At 72.2% G+C, this 26,348-nt stretch carries 25 protein-coding genes and 1 pseudogene; 9 read left to right on the forward strand and 17 right to left on the reverse strand.

Features of this window, described 5'->3' with window-relative positions; all coding sequences use genetic code 11:
* Positions 1-94 precede the first annotated feature (94 nt).
* Complete coding sequence (locus F4556_RS01660; RefSeq protein ID WP_184910999.1) at positions 95-1,012, reverse strand: LysR family transcriptional regulator; 918 nt, start codon at positions 1,010-1,012, stop codon at positions 95-97.
* A 359-nt stretch (positions 1,013-1,371) separates the two neighbouring features.
* On the opposite strand from F4556_RS01660, the pseudogene F4556_RS39850 reads away from it, so the two are divergent.
* A pseudogene (locus F4556_RS39850) lies at positions 1,372-1,692 on the forward strand (WXG100-like domain-containing protein); the annotation flags it as partial.
* A gap of 648 nt (positions 1,693-2,340) precedes the next feature.
* Here the strand turns inward: F4556_RS39850 and F4556_RS01670 are convergent.
* Positions 2,341-3,579 carry a glycine C-acetyltransferase gene (locus F4556_RS01670; protein ID WP_184911003.1) on the reverse strand — a complete coding sequence of 413 codons (1,239 nt, stop codon included), beginning with the start codon at positions 3,577-3,579 and terminating at the stop codon, positions 2,341-2,343.
* Between the two features lie 29 nt (positions 3,580-3,608).
* Positions 3,609-4,637, reverse strand: a complete 1,029-nt coding sequence (gene tdh / locus F4556_RS01675; protein ID WP_184911005.1) for an L-threonine 3-dehydrogenase — start codon at positions 4,635-4,637, stop codon at positions 3,609-3,611.
* Between the two features lie 413 nt (positions 4,638-5,050).
* Between tdh and F4556_RS01680 the strand changes: the two genes are divergently transcribed.
* From F4556_RS01680 to F4556_RS01695, 4 genes are all read left to right on the forward strand, one after another.
* Positions 5,051-5,434 carry a hypothetical protein gene (locus tag F4556_RS01680; RefSeq protein WP_184911007.1) on the forward strand — a complete coding sequence of 128 codons (384 nt, stop codon included), beginning with the start codon at positions 5,051-5,053 and terminating at the stop codon, positions 5,432-5,434.
* On the forward strand, positions 5,434-6,291 hold the full coding sequence (locus tag F4556_RS01685; protein ID WP_246510946.1) for a transcriptional regulator: 858 nt from the start codon (positions 5,434-5,436) through the stop codon (positions 6,289-6,291). The genes F4556_RS01680 and F4556_RS01685 overlap by 1 nt, the downstream gene beginning before the upstream one ends.
* A 37-nt stretch (positions 6,292-6,328) precedes the next feature.
* Positions 6,329-6,781, forward strand: a complete 453-nt coding sequence (locus F4556_RS01690; RefSeq protein ID WP_184911009.1) for a roadblock/LC7 domain-containing protein — start codon at positions 6,329-6,331, stop codon at positions 6,779-6,781.
* 70 nt (positions 6,782-6,851) lie between these two features.
* Positions 6,852-7,226, forward strand: a complete 375-nt coding sequence (locus F4556_RS01695) for a hypothetical protein (protein WP_184911011.1) — start codon at positions 6,852-6,854, stop codon at positions 7,224-7,226.
* 58 nt (positions 7,227-7,284) lie between these two features.
* Here the strand turns inward: F4556_RS01695 and F4556_RS01700 are convergent, their stop codons facing one another.
* From F4556_RS01700 to F4556_RS01710, 3 genes are all read right to left on the reverse strand, one after another.
* The gene (locus F4556_RS01700) at positions 7,285-7,977 is read right to left on the reverse strand and encodes a class I SAM-dependent methyltransferase (RefSeq protein ID WP_184911012.1); all 693 of its coding nucleotides are present in this window, start codon (positions 7,975-7,977) and stop codon (positions 7,285-7,287) included.
* Between the two features lie 75 nt (positions 7,978-8,052).
* Positions 8,053-8,544, reverse strand: a complete 492-nt coding sequence (locus F4556_RS01705) for a GNAT family N-acetyltransferase (protein WP_313068106.1) — start codon at positions 8,542-8,544, stop codon at positions 8,053-8,055.
* A 44-nt stretch (positions 8,545-8,588) separates the two neighbouring features.
* Complete coding sequence (locus tag F4556_RS01710) at positions 8,589-8,978, reverse strand: cupin domain-containing protein (protein ID WP_184911014.1); 390 nt, start codon at positions 8,976-8,978, stop codon at positions 8,589-8,591.
* Between the two features lie 61 nt (positions 8,979-9,039).
* Here F4556_RS01710 and F4556_RS01715 point away from each other — a divergent pair, with 61 nt between their 5' ends.
* Both F4556_RS01715 and F4556_RS01720 read left to right on the forward strand, forming a co-directional pair.
* Positions 9,040-9,897, forward strand: coding sequence for a carbon-nitrogen hydrolase family protein (locus F4556_RS01715; RefSeq protein WP_184911016.1), 858 nt, complete (start codon positions 9,040-9,042; stop codon positions 9,895-9,897).
* 117 nt (positions 9,898-10,014) lie between these two features.
* A complete protein-coding gene (locus F4556_RS01720) occupies positions 10,015-10,629 on the forward strand; it encodes a hypothetical protein (RefSeq protein ID WP_184911018.1) in 615 nt (204 codons plus the stop codon).
* Between the two features lie 79 nt (positions 10,630-10,708).
* On the opposite strand, the gene F4556_RS01725 is transcribed toward F4556_RS01720, so the two are convergent.
* The 8 genes from F4556_RS01725 to F4556_RS01760 all read right to left on the reverse strand — a co-directional run bounded on the left by F4556_RS01725 (position 10,709) and on the right by F4556_RS01760 (position 19,813).
* Positions 10,709-11,896, reverse strand: a complete 1,188-nt coding sequence (locus tag F4556_RS01725; RefSeq protein WP_184911019.1) for a metallopeptidase domain-containing protein — start codon at positions 11,894-11,896, stop codon at positions 10,709-10,711.
* 96 nt (positions 11,897-11,992) lie between these two features.
* Positions 11,993-13,156: a M6 family metalloprotease domain-containing protein gene (locus tag F4556_RS01730; protein ID WP_184911021.1), complete on the reverse strand. Its 1,164-nt coding sequence runs from the start codon at positions 13,154-13,156 to the stop codon at positions 11,993-11,995.
* A gap of 32 nt (positions 13,157-13,188) precedes the next feature.
* On the reverse strand, positions 13,189-14,472 hold the full coding sequence (locus tag F4556_RS01735; protein WP_313068107.1) for an alpha/beta fold hydrolase: 1,284 nt from the start codon (positions 14,470-14,472) through the stop codon (positions 13,189-13,191).
* Complete coding sequence (locus tag F4556_RS01740) at positions 14,469-15,458, reverse strand: ABC transporter ATP-binding protein (protein ID WP_184911024.1); 990 nt, start codon at positions 15,456-15,458, stop codon at positions 14,469-14,471. The genes F4556_RS01735 and F4556_RS01740 overlap by 4 nt, the downstream gene beginning before the upstream one ends.
* The gene (locus tag F4556_RS01745) at positions 15,455-16,267 is read right to left on the reverse strand and encodes an ABC transporter ATP-binding protein (RefSeq protein ID WP_184911026.1); all 813 of its coding nucleotides are present in this window, start codon (positions 16,265-16,267) and stop codon (positions 15,455-15,457) included. The genes F4556_RS01740 and F4556_RS01745 overlap by 4 nt, the downstream gene beginning before the upstream one ends.
* The gene (locus tag F4556_RS01750; protein ID WP_184911028.1) at positions 16,264-17,256 is read right to left on the reverse strand and encodes an ABC transporter permease; all 993 of its coding nucleotides are present in this window, start codon (positions 17,254-17,256) and stop codon (positions 16,264-16,266) included. Before F4556_RS01750 ends, F4556_RS01745 begins: the two co-directional genes overlap by 4 nt.
* Entirely contained in the window at positions 17,253-18,134 is an 882-nt protein-coding gene (locus F4556_RS01755) for an ABC transporter permease (protein WP_184911031.1), read from the reverse strand. The genes F4556_RS01750 and F4556_RS01755 overlap by 4 nt, the downstream gene beginning before the upstream one ends.
* Positions 18,131-19,813 carry an ABC transporter substrate-binding protein gene (locus F4556_RS01760; RefSeq protein ID WP_184911033.1) on the reverse strand — a complete coding sequence of 561 codons (1,683 nt, stop codon included), beginning with the start codon at positions 19,811-19,813 and terminating at the stop codon, positions 18,131-18,133. The genes F4556_RS01755 and F4556_RS01760 overlap by 4 nt, the downstream gene beginning before the upstream one ends.
* 98 nt (positions 19,814-19,911) lie before the next feature.
* Here F4556_RS01760 and F4556_RS01765 point away from each other — a divergent pair, with 98 nt between their 5' ends.
* Positions 19,912-20,874: a LysR family transcriptional regulator gene (locus F4556_RS01765; RefSeq protein ID WP_184911035.1), complete on the forward strand. Its 963-nt coding sequence runs from the start codon at positions 19,912-19,914 to the stop codon at positions 20,872-20,874.
* A 179-nt stretch (positions 20,875-21,053) separates the two neighbouring features.
* Here F4556_RS01765 and F4556_RS01770 read toward each other — a convergent pair whose 3' ends face one another.
* The 3 genes from F4556_RS01770 to F4556_RS01780 all read right to left on the reverse strand — a co-directional run bounded on the left by F4556_RS01770 (position 21,054) and on the right by F4556_RS01780 (position 25,261).
* Positions 21,054-22,499, reverse strand: coding sequence for a glyceraldehyde-3-phosphate dehydrogenase (locus F4556_RS01770; protein ID WP_184911038.1), 1,446 nt, complete (start codon positions 22,497-22,499; stop codon positions 21,054-21,056).
* 196 nt (positions 22,500-22,695) lie between these two features.
* A complete protein-coding gene (locus F4556_RS01775) occupies positions 22,696-23,595 on the reverse strand; it encodes a hypothetical protein (RefSeq protein WP_184911040.1) in 900 nt (299 codons plus the stop codon).
* Positions 23,596-23,608: 13 nt separating this feature from the next.
* Positions 23,609-25,261 carry a serine/threonine-protein kinase gene (locus tag F4556_RS01780; RefSeq protein ID WP_184911042.1) on the reverse strand — a complete coding sequence of 551 codons (1,653 nt, stop codon included), beginning with the start codon at positions 25,259-25,261 and terminating at the stop codon, positions 23,609-23,611.
* A 257-nt stretch (positions 25,262-25,518) separates the two neighbouring features.
* Here F4556_RS01780 and F4556_RS01785 point away from each other — a divergent pair, with 257 nt between their 5' ends.
* The gene (locus tag F4556_RS01785) at positions 25,519-26,082 is read left to right on the forward strand and encodes a GNAT family N-acetyltransferase (protein ID WP_184911044.1); all 564 of its coding nucleotides are present in this window, start codon (positions 25,519-25,521) and stop codon (positions 26,080-26,082) included.
* Positions 26,083-26,348 lie beyond the last annotated feature (266 nt).

Raw genomic sequence — 26,348 nt, forward strand, 5'->3', positions numbered from 1 at the left:
TGCCCGGCCACGCTCAGCAGCATATGCCAGAACGGGTGCTGATCAGTCAGAACGCGTACTCATCGGCCAACTTGACGCCGTCCTCGAAAAGCCGTCACTCCACCGCCAGCGGCGCGGCCGCCGAGGTCAGCGCCGCCAGCACCGGACGGATCAGCGGGTGCCGCTCCGCCCCGGTCCGGACCGCCGCGAACACCTTCCGGGTGGCCAGCGCGCTGTCCACCGGCCGGACCGCCACCGCCGACAGGTCGGTCCCGCGCAGCGCCGAACGCGGCACCAGGGCGACCCCCGCACCGGCCGAGGCGAGCGCGACCACCGCGCGGAAGTCGTCCGAGGAGTGCACCAGTCGCGGCTGGAACCCGGCGTACTCACAGGCCAGCAGCACCACGTCGTGGCACGGGTTGCCGGGGTAGGGGCCGATCCACGGCTCGGTGGCCAGCTCGGCCATCGCGATCGGTCCGACGCCGGCGGCCAGCGGGTGGCCGAGCGGCAGCACCGCGTCGAACGGCTCGGCGTAGAGCGCCACCCGGGTCAGCCGCTGGTCGTCGGCCCGGGGCGCGCCCCGGTACTCCACCGCGACCGCGAGGTCCGCCCGGCCGTCCAGCACCATCGGGACACTGGCGTCCCCCTCGGCGTCCAGCACCCGGAGCCGTACGCCCGGGGCGGCCTCGGCCAGCGCGCCGATCGCCGGGGCCAGCACCAGGGCGATCCCGGTGGCGAAGGCCGCCACCGTCACCTCACCCGCGACGCCTTCGCGGTACGCGGCGAGGTCGGCCTCGGCGCGCTCCAGCTGGGCCAGCACCAGGTCGGCGTGGAGCAGCAGGATCTCTCCCGCCGCGGTCAGCCGCACTCCCCTGCCGTCCCGCGCGAGCAGTTCGTGGCCGGTCTCCTGCTCCAGCGCGGCGAGCTGCTGGGAGACGGCCGAGGGGGTCAGGTACAGCGCGGCTGCGGCGGCCGTCACCGTCCGGTGGTCGGCCACGGCCCGCAGGGTCCGCAACCGTCTTGCGTCGATCACCCCACCATTCTGCCAGCGCGCCGCCCCCGGTCGAAACCCGGCCAGCTCCGCCCGGCCGTGGCCGAAAGCCGTTGTCCGTCACCCCTACCGCGCCGTAACGGAGTTGTACCAGGAGCCCCACGGCCCGTTCACTTGTCGTCCTCGACTACTACGCTACGAACGACGACACACAGTCAGAGCACAACCGGACTGGATCAAGGGTCGGGGTCCTCCCTCGCGCCCCCGGCCCGGGTAATCCCCACCAGTACTGGGTACGCCTTCCACACAAGGTCAAGGTCCGGTAGTGGTAACGGAGTTCCGTGTGTATCGTCGCGTTCTGCGATCACGGGCCGACCACGAGCAGCTGGGGGGCAGCAGCAATGGCACTGGAGTTACCTTCGGAATTGACGTTCGTACTGAAACTCCTCGGGGTGAACTGGCCCCAGGCGAACGAGGACGAGCTGACCAGACTCGCCGACCAGCTGGACAAGCTGGCCTCGGCCATCGACTCCACCCAGATGGCGGCCGACAAAGCGCTCGCCAAGCTGGGTGAGGTCTATCACGGAGAGTCCGCCGACAAACTGGCGGAGCTGTGGAGCACGATCTCCAAGTACTCCAGCATGGTGGTGGACGTCCTGGGCGTCGCCTCCACCGGGATCAAGGCCGCCGCTCTGGTGATCCAGATATGCAAGGGTCAGGCCCTGGTCCAACTGATCAACATTCAGGCCCAGTTGGCGGCTTCCTCGGCCACCTTCGGGCTGAGCACGCCCGCCATCATCGCGGCCGGCAAGGTCGTCATGTCCGAGATCCTGGACGAGGCGGTCTCCCGGCTCGCCCACGAGCTGGCCAAGCCGATCGCCGACCTGGCGGACGCGGTGGTCGCGAAGGTGCTGCCCAGCGGCTCCGGGAGCGGCAGCGCGGGTCAGGGCTTCGGTGTCGACGTGGCGGCGATGGCCCAGTGCGCGCTGGACATCCGGAAGCACTCGGACGACGTGGACAGCGCGGGCAGTTCGTTCCGCCGGGTGGTCGAGAGCCTGGACGTCGGCAAGCCCGGTGACGCGTTCGGCAAGCTGGCCATCGCCGTCGCCGAGCAGGTCGCCAAGACCGTCGGCATGGACGTACTCACCCGGATCCTCAACTCGTTCCGCGGCACCGCCGACAAGATGGACACGGTGGTCCGCAACCTGAGCGAGAACGAGGACACCCACACCCAGCAGATGAACGGCGGCATGGCGCTGCTGGGCACTTCATTCGGCAAGGGGCCGACCGGCCCCACCCAACTGGCGGGTGGAGCCGGCGGCGCCGGGGGCGGCGGTCACCGCGACCCCGGCATGGCGGCATTCGACTCGCTACGCCCCAACCTCGGTGGCGGCGGTGGCGGCGGTGGCGGCAAGCTCGGCGGCAAGCTCGGTTCGGGCGGACACGAAGGCTTCGACAGCGCGCTCAACGTCCTCGGTGGAATGAGCGGCGGAAAGCTGCACCCGAATACGGGCCTGCCCGTGGGGAACCACGGGGAAGGAGAAGCCAATCACGTAAACGCCGCGGGCCAGCAGCAGTTCGGCCAGCCGACCGGCCTGGGCCGCGTCTCCAACCATAACGGGAGCAATGGGGTGCTCTCCCGGAAGGATGTCGAATCCGGCGGCGGTCATGCGGGATCGGAACAGCGCGGTGTTGGCGGCCAGCCGGTCTCGCAGGTCCCCGGAATGCTCAATCAGGTCCAGCACGGTCAGGGAGGCCGCGGCAATCACGGGGGCCAGGGAGTTGGAGAAAAGGTACGGTCGGCTGCGCTGTCGCAGCAGCGCAACAATCTCCGCTCGCGCCGCGACGTACCCCCCGGAGGCCCCACCGAGCGCCTTGCCGAGGGTCCCGGTGATGATGTCGACACGGTCCATGACTCCGTGCAGCTCGGGCGTACCGCGCCCACCGTCGCCGATGAACCCGACGGCATGTGAGTCGTCGACCATGACCATCGCGTCGTAGCGCTCGGCCAGGTCACAGATCTCCCGGAGCGGGGCGATGTAGCCGTCCATGGAGAACACGCCGTCGGTGACGATGAGCCGGCGGCGCGCGTCCTGGCTGTCCTGGAGCTGCTTCTCCAGGTCAGCCAGGTCGCGGTTGGCGTAGCGGTACCGGCGGGCCTTGCAGAGCCGGATGCCGTCGATGATCGAGGCGTGGTTGAGCGCGTCGGAGATGACCGCGTCGCGGTCGTCCAGCAGCGTCTCGAAGACGCCGCCGTTGGCGTCGAAGCAGGAGGAGTACAGGATGGTGTCCTCCTGGCCGAGGAAGCCCGAGAGGCGCTCCTCCAGCTGCTTGTGGACGTCCTGGGTGCCGCAGATGAAGCGCACCGAGGCCATGCCGTAGCCCCAGCGGTCCAGCGCCGCCTTGGCCGAGGCGAGCACCTCGGGGTGGTCGGCCAGGCCGAGGTAGTTGTTGGCGCAGAAGTTCAGCACCTCACCCCGCTGCCCGCCGCCGGTCACGGTGACGGCGGCGTTCTGCGGGCTGCCGATGACCCGCTCCGGCTTGAACAGACCGGCCTCGCGGATCTCGGTCAGGGTCGCGGCGATGTCGTCGCGGACGTTGTCGAACACAGGAGCTCCTACCTCAGGCTGACGGGTGGTCAGACGGTCCAGTCGAGGATGATCTTGCCGCAGCGGCCGCCGGCGGCCTCGTCGAAGGCGGCCTCGAAGTCCGCGGCGGCGTACCGGCCGGTGATCACCGGGCTCAGGTCGAGGCCGCCCTCGAGCAGCACCGACATGGCGTACCAGGTCTCGAACATCTCCCGGCCGTAGATGCCCTTGATGGTGATCATCGAGGTGACGATCGAGGCCCAGTCCACCGGGAACTGCTCGGCGGGCAGACCGAGCATGGCGATCTTGCCGCCGTGCGTCATGTTGGCGATCATCGACTGCATCGCCTCGGGGCGGCCGGACATCTCCAGGCCGACGTCGAAGCCCTCGCGCATGCCGAGCTTGCGCTGGCCCTCCTCGATGGAGGTCTCGGCGACGTTCAGCGCGAGCGTGACGCCGACCTCGCGGGCCAGGTCCAGGCGGTACGGCGAGACGTCGGTGATCACCACGTTGCGGGCGCCGGCGTGCTTGGCGACGGCGGCGGCCATGATGCCGATCGGGCCCGCGCCGGTGATCAGCACGTCCTCGCCGACCAGCGGGAAGGAGAGCGCGGTGTGCACCGCGTTGCCGAACGGGTCGAAGATCGCGGCCACGTCCAGGTCGACCGGCACCCGGTGCACCCAGACGTTGGAGGCGGGCAGCGCGACGTACTCGGCGAACGCGCCGTCCCGGCCGACGCCCAGGCCGATCGTGTTGCGGCACAGGTGGCGGCGCCCGGCCAGACAGTTCCGGCACTTGCCGCAGACCAGGTGACCTTCGCCGCTGACCAGGTCACCCACGTTGACGTCGGTCACCCCGGCGCCGATCTCGGCCACCTCGCCGACGAACTCGTGACCGAGCGTCAGCGGCGTCCTGATCGTCTGCTGCGCCCAGCCGTCCCACTTCCGGATGTGCAGGTCGGTGCCGCAGATCCCGGTCCGCAGCACCTTGATCAGCACCTCGGCGGGGCCGATCACGGGCTTGGGGACGTCCATCAGCCAGAGTCCCGGCTCGGCCTTCTGCTTGACGAGTGCCTTCACGGCGACGGCTCCTGACGCACGGTGGGACGGACGGGGCTGCCGACGGCCTCTCCGGATCTTCACCGGGGCCGCACGGCACTGTGCAATCTGCCTGCTGGGCGCCGCCGCGGTCCATCGAGGAATTCTTAACGGCCGCCACAGCTCGGCTTCACGATCGTCCCCGAGCCCGCCGCCCCCGGCCCGCCGCCGTGCCGGGGACCACCCGGACGGCGGTATCCGACGGTGCGTCAGCTCTCTTGCCCCGAGCGGGAGTTACCCCTTAGCAGATTCGGGCATATGCCCGAGGAATATGCCGGAATCCGACCCACGATCGGATGGAGCGGGCTAGCGTTACGTCCCGCAAAGGTTACCGCCCGTGAGCGCGGGACCACAGGTGTGCCCTGCCACGGGCAGGGCGGGAGAGGTGCGGACCGGTGCCGGGAATCGATGACTGCCTCGCCGAGGCGATGGGCGTACCGGGTGCCCTCGGGGTCAGCCTGGTCGACTGGACCAGCGGCCTGGCGCTCGGCACGGCCGGGGAGGGTCCCGGCGGCGACCACGAGGCCGGGGCCGCCGACGCGACCGAGCTGGCCCGGGCGGTCACCCAGAGCGCGTCCTTCGCCGACCCGGCGGCCGGTACGGCACCCGCCGAGGACCTGATCCTCAGCTCGGCCGCCGCCTACCACCTGGTCCGCTTCCTGGAGACCGACTTCGACAGCAGCCTGATCCTCTACCTCCGGCTGGACCGCGACCGCGCCAACCTGGCCCTGGCCAGACTCCGGCTGGCCGCCATCGCCGAGCAGCTGGTGCTGGACTGATGACCGCCACCCTGTACGCACCCGCCCCCCGGCTCCCCCGCCGCCGTCGCTCGGGGTTCGCCCCCGCCGGCACGGTCGAGACCGCCCTCGCCGACCTGGCCGCCTCCCGCGCCACCGGCGCGCTGTACGGCAGCGCGGGCACCCTGCACCTGGCCGACGGCGCGGTGGTGAACGCCGAGAGCCCGGCCGCGCCGGACGTACGGGCGTTGCTCACCGGCTGCGGTCGGCTGACCGGCGCGGAGTGGGCCGAACAGGTCGACGCGGGCCGGAAGGCCGGCCGGACGATGGCCGAGCAGCTGGTCCGGTCCGGCCGCGTCACCGCCGGGGAGCTCCAACTCTGCCAGCTGACCGCCGTGTTGGACGCCGCCTACGTCGTGCTCAGCCGCTCCGAGGGCGAGATCGGGTTCGCCCCTGCACCCGCGCCGATGTTCGCGCTGGCCCGGCCGATGACCGCCCGGGAGCTGCGCGCCGCCGTCGGCCGCCGCCGGACCCTGCTCGACCGGGTCTGGCCCTCGCCGCAGCTCGACTCGGCCGCCCTGCACCGCCGGCCCGGCAGCGTGCCGCGCGGCTGCACCCGGCGCCGCCGGGCCGTACTGGAGGCCGCCGACGGCCGGCGCACCCCCGCCGAGATCGCCCTGCTGCTGGGGCGATCGGCGTTCGGCACCGTGCTGGACGTCCGGCACCTGGCGGCCCGGGGACTGATCGAGTCGGCCCCGTTATTGGTTTCGGCACCGGCCCCGGTCCTGCCGGTGGCCCCCGCGCCGACCCGTTCCGCCGCCCCACCGGCGTACGACCCGTCAGATCCGCACGTCGCCCTGCTGCTCAGGATCCGAGCCGGCCTGGAGGCCCGACTGTGAGTGTTCCACCCGTCCGTACCGTCCGCCCCGTCGAGTCATGAAGCGTGCCTTGCGACAGTTCACCGGCCGTCGGCCACCCGTCCTGATCGATCCCGAACTGCTGGCCGGCCCCGGCCTGCTCGACGAGCTGAACGGGCTGCGGGCCAGAGTCCCGCACCTGACCGGCAGTCTGGTCGCCACCACCGACGGCCTGGTGGTCGCTCACGACACCCGGGGGCTCGAACCGTCCGGGGTCGCGGCGCTCACCGCCGCCGCGCTCGGGGTCGGCGCCCGGCTGGCCGAGGCGACCGGACAGGGCGAGTTCCGCGAGCTGCTCACCCGGGGCGAGCTCGGCTACACCGCCACCTACGCGGCGGGCAGCTACGTGGTGCTCACCCTGCTGGCCGGGCCGGACGCCAACATCGGCCGCCTGCACTTGGAGGCCCGCCGGGCCGGCCGGCGGATCGCCGAACTGTCCGACGCCGTGCTGGCCCGCCAGGACCGCGACTGACCTCCGTACCACCTGCCCCCCGATACCACCCGTGCCGAAAACCTCACCGCAGAGAAGGAGTCACATCACCATGGCCAACACCGAGTCCGCCCTCAAGGACGTCATGAGCTCGATCGACGGCGCCATCGGCGTCGCCCTGGTCGACTACAACAGCGGTATGGCGCTGGGCACCCTGGGCGGCAGCGCCGAACTCGACCTGAACGTGGCCGCCGCCGGGAACACCGACGTGGTCCGCGCCAAGGTCCGGGCGATCGAGCTGCTCAACCTCAAGGAGGCGATCGAGGACATCCTGATCTCGCTGAACACCCAGTACCACCTGATCCGCCCGCTCACCGGCCGCTCGGGCAAGGGCCTCTTCCTCTACCTCGCCCTGGACCGCAGCCGAGCCAACCTCGCGATGGCCCGCCACCAACTGAAGCGGATCGAGGCGGACTTGGAGGTCTGAGCCCGGCCCTCCGGCCGCAGGCTCCCCCTGCGGCCGGAGCCGGTCTGTGGTGCGGCCGCTACGGTCGGCTGTCGACCGGCCGCGCCCGCACCCAGGTGCGGTCGTCCGTCAGATAGGCGTCGACGGCGAGCCCTGCCTCGGCCAAGGCGAGCTCGAAAGCCTCCGGGGTCAGGGGGCAGGCCAGGAAGGTCTGAGTCCACCGCGCGTCCGGGAAGACGTATTCGACGTGGACGGACCGCACACCGGGCCGCACCAGGTCGGAGGACACCATCCGGATCAGACCCCCGGGGATCTCCCGCTCCCGCGGCAGATTTTCCTGCCGTCCCTCGTCTTCCCGCTGGATCAGTACACAGCCGTCATCCGCGACATGCCGTCGGCAGGCCCGCAACAACCCCTGGCGTACCTGCGGAGGAGCATGAACCAGGAACGACCCCAGCAGGACCACGTCGAAGCGCTCGTCGAGCTCCAGCTCCTCGATCGGACTGCGCACGGCACGAGCGCCGCGGACCCGCTCCAGCATCTCGGGCGACTCGTCGACCGCGGTCACCGTGAAGCCCCGTCGCACCAGCGGGTGCGTCACGCGGCCGACACCCGAACCCAGTTCCAGGATCCTGGCCCGCGCGGGGACGGCCTGTTCGATGATGTCCGGCTCGTCGCCCACCGGAAGCCGTTCGTACAGCTCCACCGCACATCCGTCCGGCGTGATGAATCCCGGCCCGGTTCCGTCGTATCCCTCGCGCAGCCGCCTCATTCCCTCATCGGAACACGGCAGGGCCGACTGCGGAAGAGCGCGTCGTCCCGACCTCACCGGGGACAGCAGTCGGTCTCAGGGCAGCTGCCACCTGACCTCGCCGTCGTGCCACTCGTCCGTGGGCACCAGCCCGGCTGCGGCAGCGACGGCCGCCGATGCCCGGTGGTCCGGGTGGATGTGCGCGATCACCGAGCCCACCCCCTGCTCGCGCAGCCAGCCGACCAGCGCCCGGGCCGCCTCGGTGGCGTAGCCGCGCCCCTGCCAAGGCGTCCCCACGATCCACGCGATCTCTGCGACGTCCGCCGTGACGGTCGCCTGGACCGTGCCGACCAGGCAGCCCTGCTCGTCCGGCCGGAGCACCCAGTTGAGCCAGCTCTCCGCCGGGTCGGGCGAACCCGCCGTCATCCGTCCGTAGCGCGCGCGTAGGTCCTCGGGGCTGAGCGGTTCGCCACCGATGAAGCCGTGCAGGGCCGGGTCGGACAGCACTCCGGCCATCTCCTCGGCATGCTCCACCAGCAGCGGAAGCAGCGTCAGGCGGCTGGTCCGGACGGTCTCGGCGGTGATCACATGGTCTCCCTGTTCGCGGGTCGGGTGCGGACGGTGCGGCGGGATCACCAGCGGCCGGTCTCGAACCTGGCCTCGTCCGGGCTGTCCACCGGCCACGGCGGCACCGTCGCCGCGACCACTCGCAACCCCGTCGCCCCGGCCCGGAACTGGAACGTGGTGCCCAGCGGGATGGTCAGGCAGACGCCCGGCTCCAGCGCCGTGACCTCCTCGCGGCCGTCCTGACGGCGCCACATCTCGCCCGCCCCGGCCACGACGTACCAGACCTCCGAGACGGTCGCGTGCGACACCGCCTTCGCGATCTGGCCCGCCGTCAGCTCGAACTGGGCGAAGCTCGCCGCTCCGGGGAGCACGCACAGCGGACGGACCGCCGAACCGTCCGGCGCGGTGATCTCGGGGGCCTGATCGAGACGTACGGTGCTGAAGCGTTCGCTCATGATCCCCACGATAGAACCCCGCCCCGGCTGCCGGACAGGGCACCCGGTATTCTGGCGGTCCATGAATGATCTTCATGCGCTGCCGTCGGCCGGTCTCACCCTGACGGCCGGTCAGGCCCCGTGCGCCGCCCTGGACATCCCCGCCAACGTCGCCACCGCCGCCGAGCTGGTCCGACGTTCCGCCGACCAGGGGTCCGCGCTGCTGGTGCTGCCGGAGCTGTTCCTCACCGGCTACGAACTGCCCGGCATCGTCGCCGACCCGGACCGGTACGCCCTCGGCCCGGCCGACGCCCGGCTCGACCCGCTGGCCGCCGCGTGTGCCGAGGCCCGCGTCGCCGTGGTGGTCGGTGCGCCCACCCGGCACCAGGCCGGCAGCCAACTGCGCATCTCCGCCCTGGTGTTGGGCCGGGACGGACGGTTCGTCACCCAGTACGACAAGCAGCACTCCACCCCGAACGAGCGCGCCGCCGGCTTCAGCCCGGGTACCAAGGGCTGCACCCTCACCCTGGACGGCTGGCGCCTCGGGCTGGGCATCTGCTGGGACCTGGGCTTCCCCGAGCACGCCCGCGCCGCCGCCCTGGACGGCGCGCACGCCTACCTGCTCGGCGCCATGCTCGGCCGCGGCAGCGGCGCCCACCAGCGCACCACCGTCCTACCGGCCCGCGCCCTCGACAACACCAGCTACACCGTCCTGGCCAACCACTGCGCTCCGAGCGGCCCGTACCACGGCTGCGGCGGCAGCGCCGTCTGGAACCCCGACGGCACCCTCCTGACGGAGGCGGGCCCCGACGGGCCCGCCCTCGCCACCGCTCACCTCTCCCCCACCGCCCTGGCCCGGGCCCGGGCCGACGACCCGGTGCTGATCGACCCCTCCCTCACCGCCCCCGCCCTGCCCCGGACCACGGCCGACCTCGACTGAACCGCTCGCGCGGGGGCGTGCGCGGGCGGGCACACGCCGTCCGGCCCGGGCCGGCGGGGTGGCCGGGCCTAGGCTGGCCGGACTGGCTTCTTCAGGTTTCGCCGGAGGTGTCCGCCCATGCGCCCGGTCCGTCTCGTGCTCGCCCTGACGCTCACCGTCGTTGCGGCTGCCGCCCTGGGCGCGGCAAGCGGCGGGGACGACGACGGGCCGACCGTCCGGGCCGAGCCGATGGTCCTGCTCGCGGACCCGCAGGCGCAGCGGAAGCTCCACCTCGTGACCGACGCGGTGCAGGACTGGGCGGAGTCCGGCGCCCGCGACTCCGGCGGCTACGCGGGCACGGTGATCGACTCGCCCAACCGGCGCGCCGACATCTACTGGAAGGGTCCGGTTCCCTCCGCCGTAACGGAGTTGATCGAGGCCAAGGTCTCCCCGGGCCTCACCGTCGCCCTCCGGCCCGGCGCCTACTCCCGCAACGAGATGACCTCGGCGATAGACAGGTTCACCACGGCCGCCCGGCCCGAGACCTGGACCTCCGTCGGACCGAAGGAGGACGGCAGCGGCATCGCCATCACCTACGATCCCGCCAGGGCAGGCCGGTTCACCGAAGGCGAGCCGACGGCCGAGCGGTACGCCGAACGTGCCGCCGCCCTGGCCGGCCTGCCGGTGACCGCGCGTCAGGGCAGCGCAGCCGTGCCCCTGTCCGGCAGCCGCGGCGCGGACGTCTCCCCGTAGTCCAGGGGGCGGGACCGCCGCGCCGTCGTCGCCAAGGGCGACAGTGACCGTCAGGTGATCTCAGCCGGGAGACACCGCGTCACCAGCTGCTGATCTGAATGCTGTCCCCGTACGCGCCGCCGCTGCGGACCGAGATCTGGACCCGGGCGGTCCAGTCGGTGAAGCTCTGGCCCGGGCGGTGGGCCGCCATGTCGAGCGGGGTGCAGCCGGTGGGCGGGGTGGCCGTCGGGTTGCCGTTGACGACACGGATCGGGCCGTAGCCGGTCTGCACGGAGGTGTCGACCTTGTAGATCAGGACGCCGGTGGAGCAGGGGTTCGGGTCGGCGTAGGCGGCTCGGCGGGATTCGGCGACGTACGCGGTGGTGGCACTGGTGCGGATCACCGCGATCTTGGTGCCGCCGACGTACTCGACTGCGTTCAGGTCGACGTTGGTCCAGCCGGGGCCAGGCAGGCAGGCGACCTGGGTGTCGTCGATCCAGCCGAGCTTCCAGCCCTCCCAGCCGACGTACTGCGGGGCCGGGCCGCCGACCTTGCCCATCACGTCCCAGCCCCCGACGTAGGTGTGCTGCTCGGTGCCGGTGAAGGCGTACAGGTCGGGCAGGCCGAAGGTGTGCCCGGTCTCGTGGTCGGCGATCCTCGGGCCCCAGTACCACATGTCCTGACCGAACGTCACGGCCCACTTGATCCGGGTGCCGTCGGCGGTGACCCCCGCCGTGGTGGGGTCGTAGACGTAGGTGGGGGTGAAGCTGATCGCCGAGGCCGACTTCGGCGGGACGATCCAGACCATGTCGTACTGGGTGAAGTCCGCGTACGGTTCGGCGGCCGCCACGGCGTCCCGCACGTAGACCTCGTGCTGCTCGAAGCTGATGCCGCGTTGGAAGCCGTAGGAGGCGGACTGCTGCGGCATCCGGAGCCAGCGGTTCAGCGGGGTGACGGCCAGCCAGGTGCGGCCGTAGGAGGCTTTCCACATCCAGTCGGCGGCGGGGGCGAGTTGGGTGCCGTAGGTGGCGGTGGGGCCGTCGGCGGGGGCGTCGGCGAAGTCGACGAAGAGGGTCAGCACCCGCTTGGTGCCCAGCGGCTGCTGGAACTGCGCGCGGTCGGTGAAGTGGCCTTCGTCGGTCCAGCCGGTGGTGCCGGCCAGGGCGCAGGACGAGGCCGGCGCGGTGGCGGCGGCCGCGCGTTCGGCGGGGGCGACCAGCAGGACGAGCAGGCCGGCCAGGGCCAGTACGGCGGCGAGCGGGCGGGCGGTTCTGACGGGGGATCTCATGAGGTGTACCTCCTGGGGGAGAGGGTGGGTTCGCGTCGGGACACCGCTCAGCCGTGGGGAAGCCCCGACGGTGCCCCGACGCGAGTCGGTGGACGGTCAGCTCCTGCTGACCGTGACGGTGTCGGCGTACGCGCCCCGGTGCCCGACGTCGATCCGAACTCCGGCGGCGGGGTCGGTGAAGGACTGCCCCGGCCCGTACGCCGCCAGGTCGAGCGGCTTGCAGCCGGTCGGCAAAGCGGCACCCGGGTTGCCGTTCACGATCCGGACCGGGCCTTCCCCGGTCTGGACCGCGCTGTCGACCTTGTAGACCAGCACGCCGGTGGAGCAGGCACCGGCGTCCCCGCCGACAGCCCGGCGGGACTCGACGACGTACGCGGTGGTCTCACCGGTGCGGATCACCGCGATCTTGGTGCCGCCGGGGCGTTCGACGGCCTGCAGGCGGACGGTGCGCCGGCCCTTCGCCGGCAGGCAGGCCACCTGGTGGTCGTCGATCCAGCCCAGCTTCCAGCGCTCCCAGCCGAGTTGCTGCGGGGCCGGGCCCGAGATCAGGCCCATCAGGTCCCAGCCGCCGACGAAGCGGTGGTAGTCGGTGCCGGTGAAGGCGTACAGGTCGGGCAGGCCGAAGGTGTGCCCGGTCTCGTGCGCGGCGACCTTGGGGCCCCAGCGGTACATGTCCTGGCCGAACGTCACCGCCCACTTGAGGCGCTTGCCGCCCACCACGATGCCGGCGGCGGCCGGGTCGTACAGGTAGGTGGGCGAGAAGCTGATCGCCGAGGCGGACTTGGTCGGGACGACGTAGACCAGGTCGTACCGGGCCAGGTCGGTGTACGGCGCGGCGGCCTCCACGGCCTGGCGGACGTAGAGCTCGTGCTGCTCGAAGGTGATGCCGCGTTCGAAACCGTAGGAGGCGGAGTCCTGCGGCATGTGCAGCCAGCGGTTCAGCGGGGTGATCTCGAGACCGGTCCTGCCGTACGAAGCCTCCTTCAACCAGTCGGCGGCCGGGGCGAGTTGACGGTAGTAGTCGGCGAACTCGCCGGTGGCCGGGGCGTCGGGGAAGTCGACGTGCAGCAGCAGGACGCGCTTGGTGCCGAGCGCCCGTTGGAACTGCGTACGGTCGGTGTCGTGGCCCTCGTCGGTCCAGCCGGTCCGGCCGGGCAGGGCGCACGCGGCGGCGTTGGCGGAGGGGGCGGCGGCGGCCGGGGTGGCGGCCACCAGCGGGACAGCCAGGGCGAGCGCGGCGGTGAGGGAGCGGAGTCTCATCGGTCTCCTAGGGGTGTGGGGGTGTGGGGGTGTCAGATCCGGTCCGCGGCGAGGTCCATCAGGCGGGCGAGCACGCGGGCCCCGGAGGCGGTGACCCCGTCGTGTTCCCACTCGTTGGTGACCCAGGTGCGCAGGCCGCCGACCGAGCGGGCGGTGCGCAGGGACAGCTCGGCGTCCACGTACATGTCGTCGTGGTAGATCGCGGCGGCCACCGGCACCTGGTTGGCGGCCAGCCGGGCGGGGTCGTACAGGTCCGGCCAGTCGGTGCGCCGGGCGAGCAGCTCGACGGCCTCGGCGAACGGGCGGAGGCCGGTGATCTCGCGGAACATCCAGGGGTAGACCATCTCGCCGGTGAGCAGCAGCGGGTCGGCCTCCTCGGCGAACTCGGGGTGGGCGGTCAGGGCGTGGGCGGCGGCCCAGCCGGTGGCGGCGCCGGACTGGCCGTAGATCGACTCCTGCAGGGCGGCGAACAGCGGGCTGTCGGTGAACGCGGTCAGCTGGGCCACCTGGTGCAGGAACGCGGCGGAGAGCTCGCCGTCGGCGTCGAAGGCGTCGTCCAGCAGCCAGTGCAGGCGGGCGGAGCCGTCACCCATGCCGAGCAGCAGGCCAAGGGTGCGCAGCCGGCGGACGGTCAGCCGGTCACCATCCGGCAGGCGTACGGGAGTTGCGCCGAGCCGGTCGGCGATCCGCCGGATCAGCGCGCGGTCGCCGGGGTGGCGGGCGTAGTGGGCGGTGACCTTGTCTCGCACCCGGGGGTAGGTGGCGGCGTACACGTCGTCGGCGGTGGCGTCGAGGCCGGGCAGGCCGCCGGTGACGTAGCAGGCGACCAGGCCCTCGGGGGCCTGCGAGAGGTAGCTGAGGGTGAGGAAGCCGCCGTAGCTCTGGCCCAGCGTCTCCCAGGGCTGGTGGCCGCAGAGCTGACGCCTGATCAGTTCGGCGTCGGCGACGATCGAGTCGGCCCGGAACAGTGCGAGGTGGTCGGCCAGTTGCTGCGGGGTGCGGAAGCCGGCCGCCGCGCGGGCCGTGACCGGGGTGGACCGGCCGGTGCCGCGCTGGTCGAGCAGCAGCACCCGGTGCGTCTTCAGGGCGTGGCCGAGCCAGCCGCCGGTGGCGTTCAGCGGGCGCGGCGACTTCCCGCCGGGGCCGCCCTGGAGGTAGAGCAGCCAGGGCAGTTGGTCCGCCGCGCGGGCCGGGTCGGCCAGCGCGCGGGCGAAGACGTCGATCGTCGGGCCGCCGGGGTCGGCGTGGTCGAGCGGCACGGTGAAGACGTGGTCGGTCACCGCGAGGCCGGGCAGGCGGTGGGTGGTCAGGATCACTGGTCGAACTCCGGGTAGTGGCAGGCTACTTCGTGCCCGTCGGCGAGCACCCTCAGCACCGGTCGCTCGGCGGCGCAGCGGTCGGCCGCCTGCGGACAGCGGGTGCGGAAGCGGCAGCCGCTGGGCGGGTCGAGCGGGCTGGGCAGGTCACCGCGGAGCACGATCCGCTCGCGGGTCCGTTCGGTGTCCGGGTCGGGCAGCGGCACGGCCGACAGCAGGGCGCGGGTGTACGGGTGGGCGGGGGTGGCGAACAGGGTGTCGCGGTCGGCGGTCTCGACCACGGAGCCGAGGTACATCACCGCGATCCGGGTGCTGATCTGCCGTACGGCGCCGAGGTCGTGCGCGATGAACAGGTAGGCGAGGCCGTACTCGTCCTGGAGGTCCTTGAGCAGGTTGAGGATCTGCGCCTGCACCGAGACGTCGAGGGCGGAGACCGGTTCGTCGCAGACCACCAGCTTCGGCCGGAGCGCCAACGCCCGGGCGATGCCGATGCGTTGGGCCTGGCCGCCGGAGAACTCGTGCGGGTGGCGGTCGGCGTGCTCGGGGCGCAGGCCGACCCGTGCCAGCAGCCGTTCCACCGGTTCGTCGGGGGTCAGACCCTGGTACCGGAAGGGTGCGGCGAGGATCTGCCGGACGGTCTGCCGGGGGTTGAGCGAGGAGAACGGGTCCTGGAAGACGAGTTGCAGCTCGCGGCGCACCGCCGGGTCGTCCGGTGCGTCGAGGTCCCGTCCGGCGAACCGGACGGTGCCGGAGCTGGGGCGTTCCAGCCCGGTGAGCAGCCGGGCGACCGTGGACTTGCCGCAGCCGGACTCGCCGACCAGGCCGAGGGTCTCGCCGGGGTCGACCCGCAGCGAGACGCCGTCGACGGCGGTGACGTGCCCGGCCAGGCGCCGGGTGAGGCCGTGCCGTACCGGGAAGCGCTTGACCAGGTCACGGGTTTCGAGCAGGGCGCTGTGCTCGACTTTTCGCTTGCTTCGCTCGCTCATGCCGTCGCCTCCAGGGTGGGCAGCCGGTGCGGCAGCGGCCCGTCGATGCGCGGCACGCAGGCGAGCAGGCCGCGGGTGTACGGCTGCTGCGGCCGGTGGAAGACCTCCCGGACGGTGCCGCGTTCGACCGCCCGCCCCTGGTGCATCACCACCACCTGGTCGGCCAGCCCGGCGACCACGCCCATGTCGTGGGTGATCAGCATGATCGCGGTGCCGGCCTCCGCCCGCAGCTCGCGCAGCAGGTCCAGGATCTGCGCCTGGACGGTGACGTCGAGCGCGGTGGTCGGCTCGTCGGCGATCAGCAGGTCGGGTTCCAGGCAGAGCGCCATCGCGATCATCACGCGCTGCCGCATCCCGCCCGAGAACTCGTGGGGGTAGGCCCGGGCCCGCCGTTCGGGCTCGGGGATGCCGACCCGCTCCAGCATCCGGACGGCGACCTTGTGGGCCTCCCGCCGCCCGGCCCGGTGGTGCGCCCGGTAGGCCTCGGCGATCTGGAAGGCCACCGAGTAGTAGGGGTTGAGGCAGGACAGCGGGTCCTGGAAGACCATGGCGATCCGGTCGCCGCGCAGCCGGCGCAGCGAGCGCTGGTCGAGCGTGGTCAACTCCCGTCCGTCGAAGCGGATCTCACCACGCACGGTGGCGCCCTGGAGCAGGCCGAGCACGGCCAGGCTGGTGACGGACTTTCCGCTGCCGGACTCCCCCACCACGCCGAGCACCTGACCGGCACTCAGGTCCAGGTCGAGCCCGTCCACGGCGCGGACGCCGGAGCGGAAGTCCACCGTCAGATCACGTACGGTCAGCAAGCTCATCCGACGGCCCTCACTCTCGGGTCGAGCACGGCGTAGACCAGGTCGACGGCCAGGTTGGCGAGCACCACGAAGGCGGCGGCGAACAGGGTCACGCCGAGGATCACCGGCTGGTCGGCGCCGGCGATCGCGTCGGCCGCGAGTTTGCCGACCCCGGGCAGGCCGAACACCGACTCGGTGATCAGCGCGCCGCCGAGCAGCGCGCCGAGGTCCATGCCGAAGATGGTGACGATCGGCATCAGCGCGGGGCGCAGCGCGTGCCGGCGCACCACGGTGCGCTCGGGCAGGCCCTTGGCCCGGGCGGTGCGCACGTAGTTCTGGCCGAGGCTGTCGAGCATCTCGCCCCGGGTGATCCGGGCGTACACCCCGGCGTAGAGCATGGCCAGGGTGATCCAGGGCATCACCATCGACTCCGCCCAGCCGGCCGGGTCCTGGGTGAACGGGACCACCCGGGGGTAGGGCAGCACCCCGAGCTGGACGACCAGCAGGTACTGGAGCACCAGGGCGGTGAAGTAGATCGGCAGCGAGATGCCGCCGAGCGCGGCGGTCATCGCGGCGCGGTCCCACAGGCTGCCGCGCCGCAGCGCGGACACCACACCCGCCGCCACGCCGACCGTCAGCCAGAGCACGGCCGCGCCGAGCGCGATCGAGATGCTGACGGGCAGTCGGTCGGTGAGCAGGTGCCAGACCGGTTGGCTGGTCTGGAAACTGAAGCCCAGACAGGGGAACGGGCACTGCACGGCGCGCTCCCCCGTGCCGTACGTCCGGCCGGTGACGATGCCGCCGAGGTAGTCCCCGAACTGGGCCACCGGGGAGCGGTCCAGCCCGAGGGTGGTGCGGATCTCGGCGATCCGCTCCGGGCTGCACGCCTTGCCGCAGGCGCCCTGGGCCGGGTCGGCGGGCATCAGGTAGAAGATCGAGAAGGTGATGGCGCAGATCACCACCAGGATGGCCGCGGTGACGGCCAGTCTGCGCAGCAGGTAGAGGATCATCGTCGCTGGCTCCGGGGGTCGAGCGCATCGCGCACCGCGTCGCCGAGCACGTTGAAGGCGAGCACGGTGGCGAACAGGAAGGCGCCGGGGATGAGGAAGTAGACGGGGTCGGCGGCGTACCAGGGCACGGCGGCGGCGATCATCTGGCCCCAGCTCGGCGTCGGCGGCTGTACGCCCACGCCGAGGAAGGACAGCCCGGCCTCGGTGGCGACGCAGGCCGGGATCGACATGGTCGCCACCACCAGCACCGGGCCGGTCAGGTTGGGCAGCACCTCGCGCAGCAGCAGGGCCCGCCGGGAGGCGCCGAGCACCCGGGCCGCCGCCACGAACTCGCCCCGGGCCAGCACCATCGCCTGCCCGCGCACGATCCGGCCGACGTACGGCCAGCCGAAGAACCCGAGCACCGCCACCAGCAGCAGCCGGCGGTCCGCGCCGGGCGCGGCCGAGATCAGCGCGATCATGAAGATCAGACCGGGGAAGGACATCAGCAGGTCCATCAGGCGGCCGATCAGGGTGTCGACCCAGCCGCCGAGGAAGCCGGCCAGCAGACCGAGCGTGGTCCCCAGCAGCACCGACAGCGCGGTGGCGAACACCGCGATCAGCAGCGAGACCCGCGCCCCGTACACCACCCGGGTGAGCACGTCCCGGCCGTTCACCGGCTCCACGCCGAGCCAGTGCTCGGCGCTGATCCCGCCCGCCGCGCCGCGCGGCAGGCCGCCGAGCGCGGGGTCCACCGCCTCGCCGTGGAACTCGGTGGGTGAGTTGCCGGTGAGCCAGCCGACCACCGGGGCGGCGATCGCGGCCAGCACCAGCAGGGCCACCACGGCCAGCGCGAGGGCGGCCGAACGCTGGGTCGACAGCCTGCGCAGGACGGTCACTTGCGCAGCCCCAGCGAGACCAGGTCGAGCCGGCCGACGAAGGCGGTGTGCCCGTACGCCCCGGTGACGTTCGGTCCGACCAGGACGGCGGCCTTGTCCCAGAGGAAGGGCACCACGGGCGCGTCCCGCATGATCCGCTTGGCCAGTTCGCCGTACGCCGCCTGCGCGGCGGCCGGGTCGCCCATCGTGCTGATCTCGTCCAGTCGCTTGTTCACCTCGGCGGAGTCGTACTGGGCGCGGTTGTTGTTGCCCTCACCGGTGATCAGGCGGCCGTCGAACAGGATCGGCAGGTAGGTCGAGGCGCCCGGCCAGTCCGGGGTCCAGCCGTCGATCACCAGGTCGTGCTGGCGGGCCGGGCTGCCCACGGTGGAGTAGAACGCCGAGGAGCTGATCTCGTTGATCTTCACGGTGATCCCGGCCCGGCCCAGCGCGGCCTGCACCGCCTCGCCCTGCGCCTTGCCGCCCGCCGTGGCCGGGGTGTCCAGGGTGAGCGTCACCCCGGCGCCGTGGCCGGCCTCGGCGAGCAGTGCCTTGGCCTTCGCCGGATCGCCCTTGCCGTCCTTGCTCGGGTACGGGTCCTCGGCGGCGTGGCCGGGCAGGGTGGGCGGCAGCAGGGTGGTCGCCAACTCCCCCGCGATCGGGCCGCCCCGGGTGGTCCGCAGGGCGTCCTTGTCCAGCGCGTACGCGATGGCCTGCCGGACCCGGACGTCGTCCAGCGGCCCGCGCTTGGTGTTGATGCTGAGGAACCGGGTGTTGATCGACTCCCCGGTGACCAGCCGCTGCTTGAGCTGAGGGTCGTTCAGCACCCGCCCGACCGAGGCCGGGCCGATCGGCTCGAGCCCGACCGCGTCCGCGTCCTCGCCCTGACCGGCGATCAGCCGCTGGTCGACCACGGCCGGATCGAGGTTGAGGTCGATCACCACCTTGTCCGGCAGGCCCTTGCGGACGGTGTCGGTGGCCTGGTCCCAGGAGGTGTTGCGCACCAGCGTGAGCTGCTTCTTGGCCTCGAACCGCTCGATCTTGTACGGGCCGGAGGAGAACGGGCGGTTGTCGTAGCCGACCCCGGTGTCCTTGTCCTGCGGCACCGGGGCGAACATCGGCAGCGACACGGCCGAACCGAAGTCGGACACCGGGCGGTTGAGCCGGAACACGATGGTCCGGTCGTCCGGCGCCTCGATCGAGGCGAGCCCGGCCGGGCTCAGGTACGGGCCCTTGTACGCCTCGCCGCCGGCCAGCCAGAGCCGGGCGTACGGCGGGCCCTCGGGCAGCTCGGCGGCGAACGTCCGCTCGACCCCGTACTTGACGTCCTTACTGGTGACGGGCCGTCCGTCCTCGTACTTCACCCCCTCCTTGAGGGTGAAGGTCCAGGTCTTCGCCCCGTCGCTGGGCCGCCCGGTGTCGGTCGCCAGGTCCGGCACGATCGTGCCGCCGGCCGGCCCGGGGGCGGGCGCGAAGGTGGTCAGCGTCCGGTAGATCAGCCGACCCACGTCCTGGCTGGAGGTGACGTAGGCGCGGGCCGGGTCGAGGTGCTCCAGGTCGATGCTCGACAGCACGTGCAGCGTGCCGCCCCGCACGGCCACAGCGTCCCCGGCGCTGTTGCCGTTCGAGGCCGTACAGGCCGCCGTGGACAGCAGCCCGAGCGCCGCGCCCAGGGCCAGTCGGGCCCTTCGTGTTCTCATTGTCGCCACTCCTATGTCATATGACATTTCACATGTGGGACAAGATTGGAGGCTCGGAGCCCTTCCGGGGAGCTCTCATCGCTCCATAACATCCCGTTATGGAGCTCGAGATACGCCACCTGCGGATCATCTGCGCGATCGCCGAATCCGGGAGCCTCAGCCGGGCCGCCGCCGCCCTCCGGCTCACCCAGCCGGGGCTCAGTGCGCAGCTGCGGCGGATCGAGAGCATGCTCGGCGGCCCGCTCTTCGACCGCAGTCCCTCCGGGGCCGTGCCGACCGCCTTCGGCGAGGTGGTGCTCGCCCGGGCCCGGGCGGTCCTGCCCACCATCGACGACCTACTGGGGACCGCCGCGCTGGCCGCCCGCTCCGGTGATCCGGTACCGCAGCTCAGGTTGGGCTCCGTCAATGCGCCGCCGCTGGGCGGGCTGATCACCGCCCTCAAGCTGCACTACCCCGGGGCCCGGATCGTCTCGCGGGGGCACGGATCGTCGGTGCCGCTGGTCGACGACGTCGCCAACGGCCGGCTGGACGTCGCCGTGGTCGGCGACAGCCCCGGCTACGAGCTGGCCCCCTGTCCGGGCGTCGCGCTGCACCCGATCGCCACCGAGCCGCTGTTCGTCGCCCTGCCCGCCGCCCACCGGCTGGCGGCGCGGGACGAGGTCACCCTGGACGAACTCGCCGACGAGGACTGGGCGTCCCCGCGCCCCGACGACGACCGGATCCGGGAGTACTGGTCCAGCACCTTCCTGGCGACCGGCCACCGGATGCGTACGGTGCACGAGGTGGAGGGGCGGCTGCTGATGGAACTGGTCCGGGGCGGCCACGCGGTGAGCCTGTGTCAGGCCAGCTTCGAGGAGCTCCCCGGCATCGCCGTCCGCCCGATCACCGGCAACCCGCTCTGGTACCGCCACCTGCTCGCCTGGCACCAGGCCGGCCCGGTGGCCCACCTCGGCCCGACGCTGGTCCAGCACGTCGCCGAAGCCCAGCGGACCGCCGCCGCCCGCAGCCCGGCGTACCGGCGCTGGCTGCGCGACCACGGCTCCCAGCCGCCCCCACCCTGACCCGCCGCGCGGGAAGGCAGCCGACCAGCCGTCAGGCCACCTGGCGCCACTGGAATCCGGTCGTCGAGGTCACTCGTGTCAGGTGGGGCACTGCCGACCGGACCCGGGCCCGGCGCCCGACGAGGCCGCCCCCGCGTGGTTCGGGGGCGGCCTCGTCGGGCGTGCGGTCGGACGGTCCGTCAGGCTGCCGGGGCCGGGTAGGTCGGGTACTCGACGCCGGAGACGTGCTGGACGACCCGGACGACCTGGCAGGAGTAGCCGAACTCGTTGTCGTACCACAGGTAGAGGATGGCGTTGTCACCGTCCACCTTGAGCGCGCCCGCGTCCACGATCGAGGCGTGGCGGGAGCCGATGAAGTCGTTCGACACCGCGTCGGGGGCGTTGGTGAAGTCGATCTGACGGCGCAGCGGCGAGGTCAGCGACACCTCGCGCAGGTGGTCCAGGACCTCCTCGCGGGTGGTCTCGCGGGCCAGCTGCAGGTTCAGGATCGCGATCGAGACATCCGGCACGGGGACGCGGATCGAGCTGCCGCTGATCTTCGCCTTGAGGTCCGGCAGGGCCTTGGCGACGGCGGAGGCCGCACCGGTCTCGGTGATCACCATGTTCAGCGCCGCTGCGCGGCCACGGCGGTCCGAGGAGTGGTAGTTGTCCAACAGGTTCTGGTCGTTGGTGTACGAGTGGACCGTCTCCACGTGGCCGCGGAGCACGCCGTACTCGTCCGCCATCGCCTTCAGCGGCGGGACGATCGCGTTGGTGGTGCAGGACGCGCAGGAGATGATCTGCTCGTCCGGCTTGATGGTGTCGTGGTTGACGCCGTGCACGATGTTCGGCACGTCGCCCTTGCCCGGGGCGGTCAGCACGACCTTGGCGATGCCCGGACGCAGGTGCTTTGACAGCCCCTCGCGGTCCCGCCAGATGCCGGTGTTGTCGACCAGGATGGCGTCGTTGATGCCGTACTCGGTGTAGTCGACCGTGGTCGGGTCGTCCGAGTAGATGACCCGGATCGCGGTGCCGTTGGCGATGATCGTGTTGGTCGCCTCGTCCACCGTGATGGTGCCGTTGAACTGACCGTGGATCGAGTCCCGGCGCAGCAGCGAGGCGCGCTTGACCAGGTCGTCACCCTTGCCCTTGCGGACCACGACGGCCCGCAGCCGTAGGCCGTTGCCCGAGCCGGCCTTCTCGACCAGCAGCCGAGCCAGCAGGCGGCCGATTCGGCCGAAGCCGTAGAGCACGACATCGCGGGGCTCGCGGCGCTCCAGCTTGTCGGGGCCGACCGCGCCGGCCACCGCCTCAGCCGTGAACTCCTCGACCGTCAGGCCGCGGGTGTCGTTCTTGTAGGTGGCCGCGAGCATCCCGAGGTCGATCTGGGACGGGCCGAGGTCGAGCGAGGTGAGGGCGCGCAGGAAGGGCAGCGTCTCGGTGACCGAGAGCTCCCCCCCGGCGATCTGGCGGGCGAACCGGTGGGTCTTGAGGATGCTGACCACCGACTTGTTCACCAGGGAGCGGCTGTACAGCAGGACGGTGACGTCCTTCTCCCGGTGTAGTCGGCCGATGATCGGAATCATCGACTCCGCGATCTCCTCGCGGCTGTTCCAGTTCGTGAGCACGTCGTCGTTGACAGTCACAAGTCCATCTTTCGAGGGTAGGACGTTACCCCTCATGCTAACTTCGGTCCGTCTCGATCTTGGCGGCGGACCCGCCCTGACCAGGCACGGAGCCCCGAACCAGTGACGGACTTCACTGGTGCGAAGCTTCCGTAGGCCCTCCGGGGCCTGAAGATCGCCTTCCGGAGATGTGACAGCGACTCAACTTGTCAGGTCGTCAGGCGCAGGCGTAGGTGAACGAGACACCCGCCGTGTGGGCCTCCGGGGCCAGCAGCTCCAGGGTGGCGGTGGCGTCCATCGAGCCCTGGCCGTGGAAGGACCAGCGGAGCACCAGTTCGGTGCTGCGGTGGCCGCGCGCGATGTGCTGGGTCAGTTCGCCGGAGTCGGTGCCGTCGCTGCGGCGCCAGCGGTAGCGGAGGTCGCCGCCACCGCCGTCGGTGGCCAGGGTGGCCCGGATCACCTGGGTGCCCTCGCAGCCCAGCGGCGCCGGCTCGGTCGATACGGCGACCGAGTCGACCACCATCGGGCGACCGTACTGCTGCCAGGCCCAGTACCCGAGAGCGGCCAGCAGCGCGAGCAGCAGCGGCAGGAGCAGCCAGCGCCGCCAACGGCGCTTGCGGGGCGGTTCGGCGGTGCCGTGCCAGACGGCGGCCGCCTGCGGCGGGACGCCGGGGCCGAACCGGCGCAGGCCGTCCGGCTGTTGGAGCGGCTGGGGAGCGGTGGGCGGGGCTTCGGCGAGGGTGCGGTCCGCACCTGCGGGGGCGGGCCAGGCGTCGGGGTCGAGGAAGGTCGCGCTCTCGAAGCCGGTCGCCTCGGCGGGCAGCCTCAGCTGCACGGTGCTCCCGGCCGGCGGCGGGCCGAGCCGGACGGTGCCGGCGGACTCGTCCTGGCTCAGCCGGACCGTCAACTCCTCGTTCAGGGCGGCCGATTCGGCTTCGATGCGCAGCTGCACCGTCGCGTTCGGCCCGGGTGCGGGGTCGCCGAGGCGGACGGTCTGCTCGGGAGCGGTGGGCTGCGATCGCCGAACCGGGCCGAGCGCCACCACGGGTGCGGAGTCGACGTCTTCCTTGCCGAGGCGGACGGTACGGTCCGGTTCGGACGCCGGTGGAGTGGTCATGGCTGTCCTGCTCTCAGCGGATCGGATTGCAAGTCTGGCTGCTGGAATCCAGCGTGAAGGTCGAGCCCTGTCCCCTGGTGGCGGCCGGCGTGCTGGTCAGCCGGACCGTCAGCGTCCGGGCGTTGCCGAACGGCATCGAGTCGCTGAACTTGACGGTCCGTTGGCCCTTGGGCAGCGCGACGGTGTGGGTGACCGGCAGCCTGGACGCACTGCTCGTCCAGGTCAGCGTCAGCGTTCCGTCGGCGGCGCCGTCGGTGTCGACCGTCCCGGAGACCGTCATGTACGAGGGCGAGCAGGTGGCCGAGCCCGCGATGTACTTCACCTGCAGCGGCGGTGCGGGCGGCGTCACGGTCGGGGTGGGCGGCGCAACGGTCGGCGACGGGCTCGCGGACGCGCTCGTACTGCCGGTCGGCGTCGGGGGCTTCTTGCTCATACTCGGCACCGGCGGAGCCATGGTCGCCGAGGCGCTCGGCTCCCCGGACGGCGAGGCCGACGGCGTGGGCACAGCCGAAGCCGAGGCGGCGGCTGACGCACTGTCGGACGGCGCCGGTGCGACCGCCGCCCCGAGCGTGGTGGTCGCCTTCGGTGCGGCCATCGCCGTGCTCCCGGCCGAGCCGGGCGCTCCCGCCACCGCGACCCCGGCCAGTGCGCCGGCCACCAGGACCACCCCGATGCCCGCGCTCAGCAGCTTGGCCCGCCGCCCGAACCGCGCCGGACGGCCCGCCGTCGCCCCCAGCGTGGTGGTCGCGAACGACGTACTGCCCACCGACGGCGCGCCGCCGTACGGCAGCAGCCCGGGCAGCAGGGCGACCAGCGCGGCGAGCCGGTGCCGGCCCCTGGCCTCCCAGTCCGGTCCGTACGCGGCGCCCGCCACCGCCTCCAACTGTTCGATCAGCAGGGCGGCGCCGTCCGGCCGCTGCTCCGGCGTCTTGGCCAGACCGGCCAGGATCAGCGGACGCAGGGCCTCGGGCGCCTGCTCGGCCGGGATCTCCGCCTCGGTGTGCTGGACGGCCAGCTCGATCAGCGTGGTGCCGGAGTAGGGCTTGGCGCCGGTCAGGCACTCGAAGAAGGTGGCGGTCGCGGCGTAGACGTCGGTGCTGGGTGCGGCGGGCCGGCCGGCCCACTGCTCGGGGGCCATGTAGGCGGGGGTGCCGGCGATCCCGCCGGTGTCGCCGACCCGGACCGCGATGCCGAAGTCGACCAGCTTCGACGATCCGTCAGCCGCGACCAGGACGTTGCCCGGCTTGTAGTCGCGGTGCACCACCCCGGCCCGGTGGGCGGCGACCAGGCCGAGCAGCGAACCCTTGAGCACGGTGAGGGCGGCCTCCGGGCCGGTGGCGCCCTCGGCCTTGAGCAGGTCGCGCAGCGAGATGCCGTCGACCAGCTCCATCACGATCGCGGCCCCGTACGGGCTCTCCACGTACTCGTAGAGCCGGGCGATGTACGGCGAGTGCAGCGCGGCGAGCAGCTCGGCCTCGGCGCGGAAGCCTTCGTGGTCGGCCGCCGGTCCTGAGAGGTACTTGACCGCGACCGGCGTCCCGGTGGCCCGGTGCCGGGCCAGCACCACCCGCCCGGCCGCGCCCGCGCCGAGTTCGCGATCGTGCTCGTAGTCCGGCAGTTCCCACCGCTGGTCCTGCGGTCCGGCCTTGGCTATCGAGTCGTCCATCTGTCTCCACCCCCGAGAGGTCGGTCCACACCGCATGTGGCCACCGAGAGTGACGCGGCAGACGGGCCGCCGGGTTCCGGCCCGCGGGCGATGATAGGTCACAACTTGGCCGCTCCCGGTACTCCTTACCGGATCGAACAGCCTCTCGGACAGGCGGGCGAAGGATGGTTCGTGGTCACTGTCCGTCGCCCGGATGCCCCGCCGGATCCCGGTAATTCCGTTGCCCGCGCGCTCCGCCGCGGACCATCATCCCCGGCATGGACATTCCGCTGCACGTGATCGAACTGGACGAACTGACGCTGCGCCGCCTCGACGAAGCGGATCTCCCGGAGCTGCTCCGGGTGATCGACGAGTCGCTCGAGCACCTGCGGCCCTGGCTGCCCTGGGTGGCCGAGCACAGTCCGGCCAGGACCGCCGCGCACGTCGGCCGCCGCGCCGAGTGCTGGGCAGACGGGACGGAGTACACCTACGCACTGGTCCTGGACGGGGCGATCGTCGGCCTCAGCGGCCTGATGCGCCGCGAGGACACCGAGCCCGGCGGCCGTGAGATCGGCTACTGGCTGCACCCCGCCGCCACCGGCCGCGGGGTGGCCACCCGGGCCGCCAGGGCACTCACCGAACAAGCCTTCCGCATTCCCGGGGTGGAATTCGTCGAGATCGTGCACGACGCGGCGAACCTCGCCAGCGGGGCCGTTCCGGCCCGGCTCGGCTATACCGAGCACCTTCGGCGGCCGGCCGAACTGCTCGCCCCGGCCAAGAGCGGTGAGGACGTGGTCTGGCGGCTGACCCGTCGTCAGAGTGCGGACCTGAACGGGTCCTGAACCCGGAACACCGAGAAGGGCACCCGCCCGACGGGTGCCCTTCTTTGTTTTCCAATTGCACATATTCGCCGATTGCCCTTCCCGTCATCTCCGGACTGACCGGCAGGGCAGAATTCCCTCGATTTCCGCCCGCCAGGGCCGAGTTACCCACCGGAAAGGCTTGACGCGAAAGTTGGTCTAGTCCAATGTGAGGGAAGCGGCCCGTGCGGCGTCCATTCCCCACGGCCGGATTCCAACGCCCTTTCCCCCGACGGGAGTCCGGGCCA

Source organism: Kitasatospora gansuensis, assembly GCF_014203705.1.
GTDB lineage: Bacteria > Actinomycetota > Actinomycetes > Streptomycetales > Streptomycetaceae > Kitasatospora > Kitasatospora gansuensis.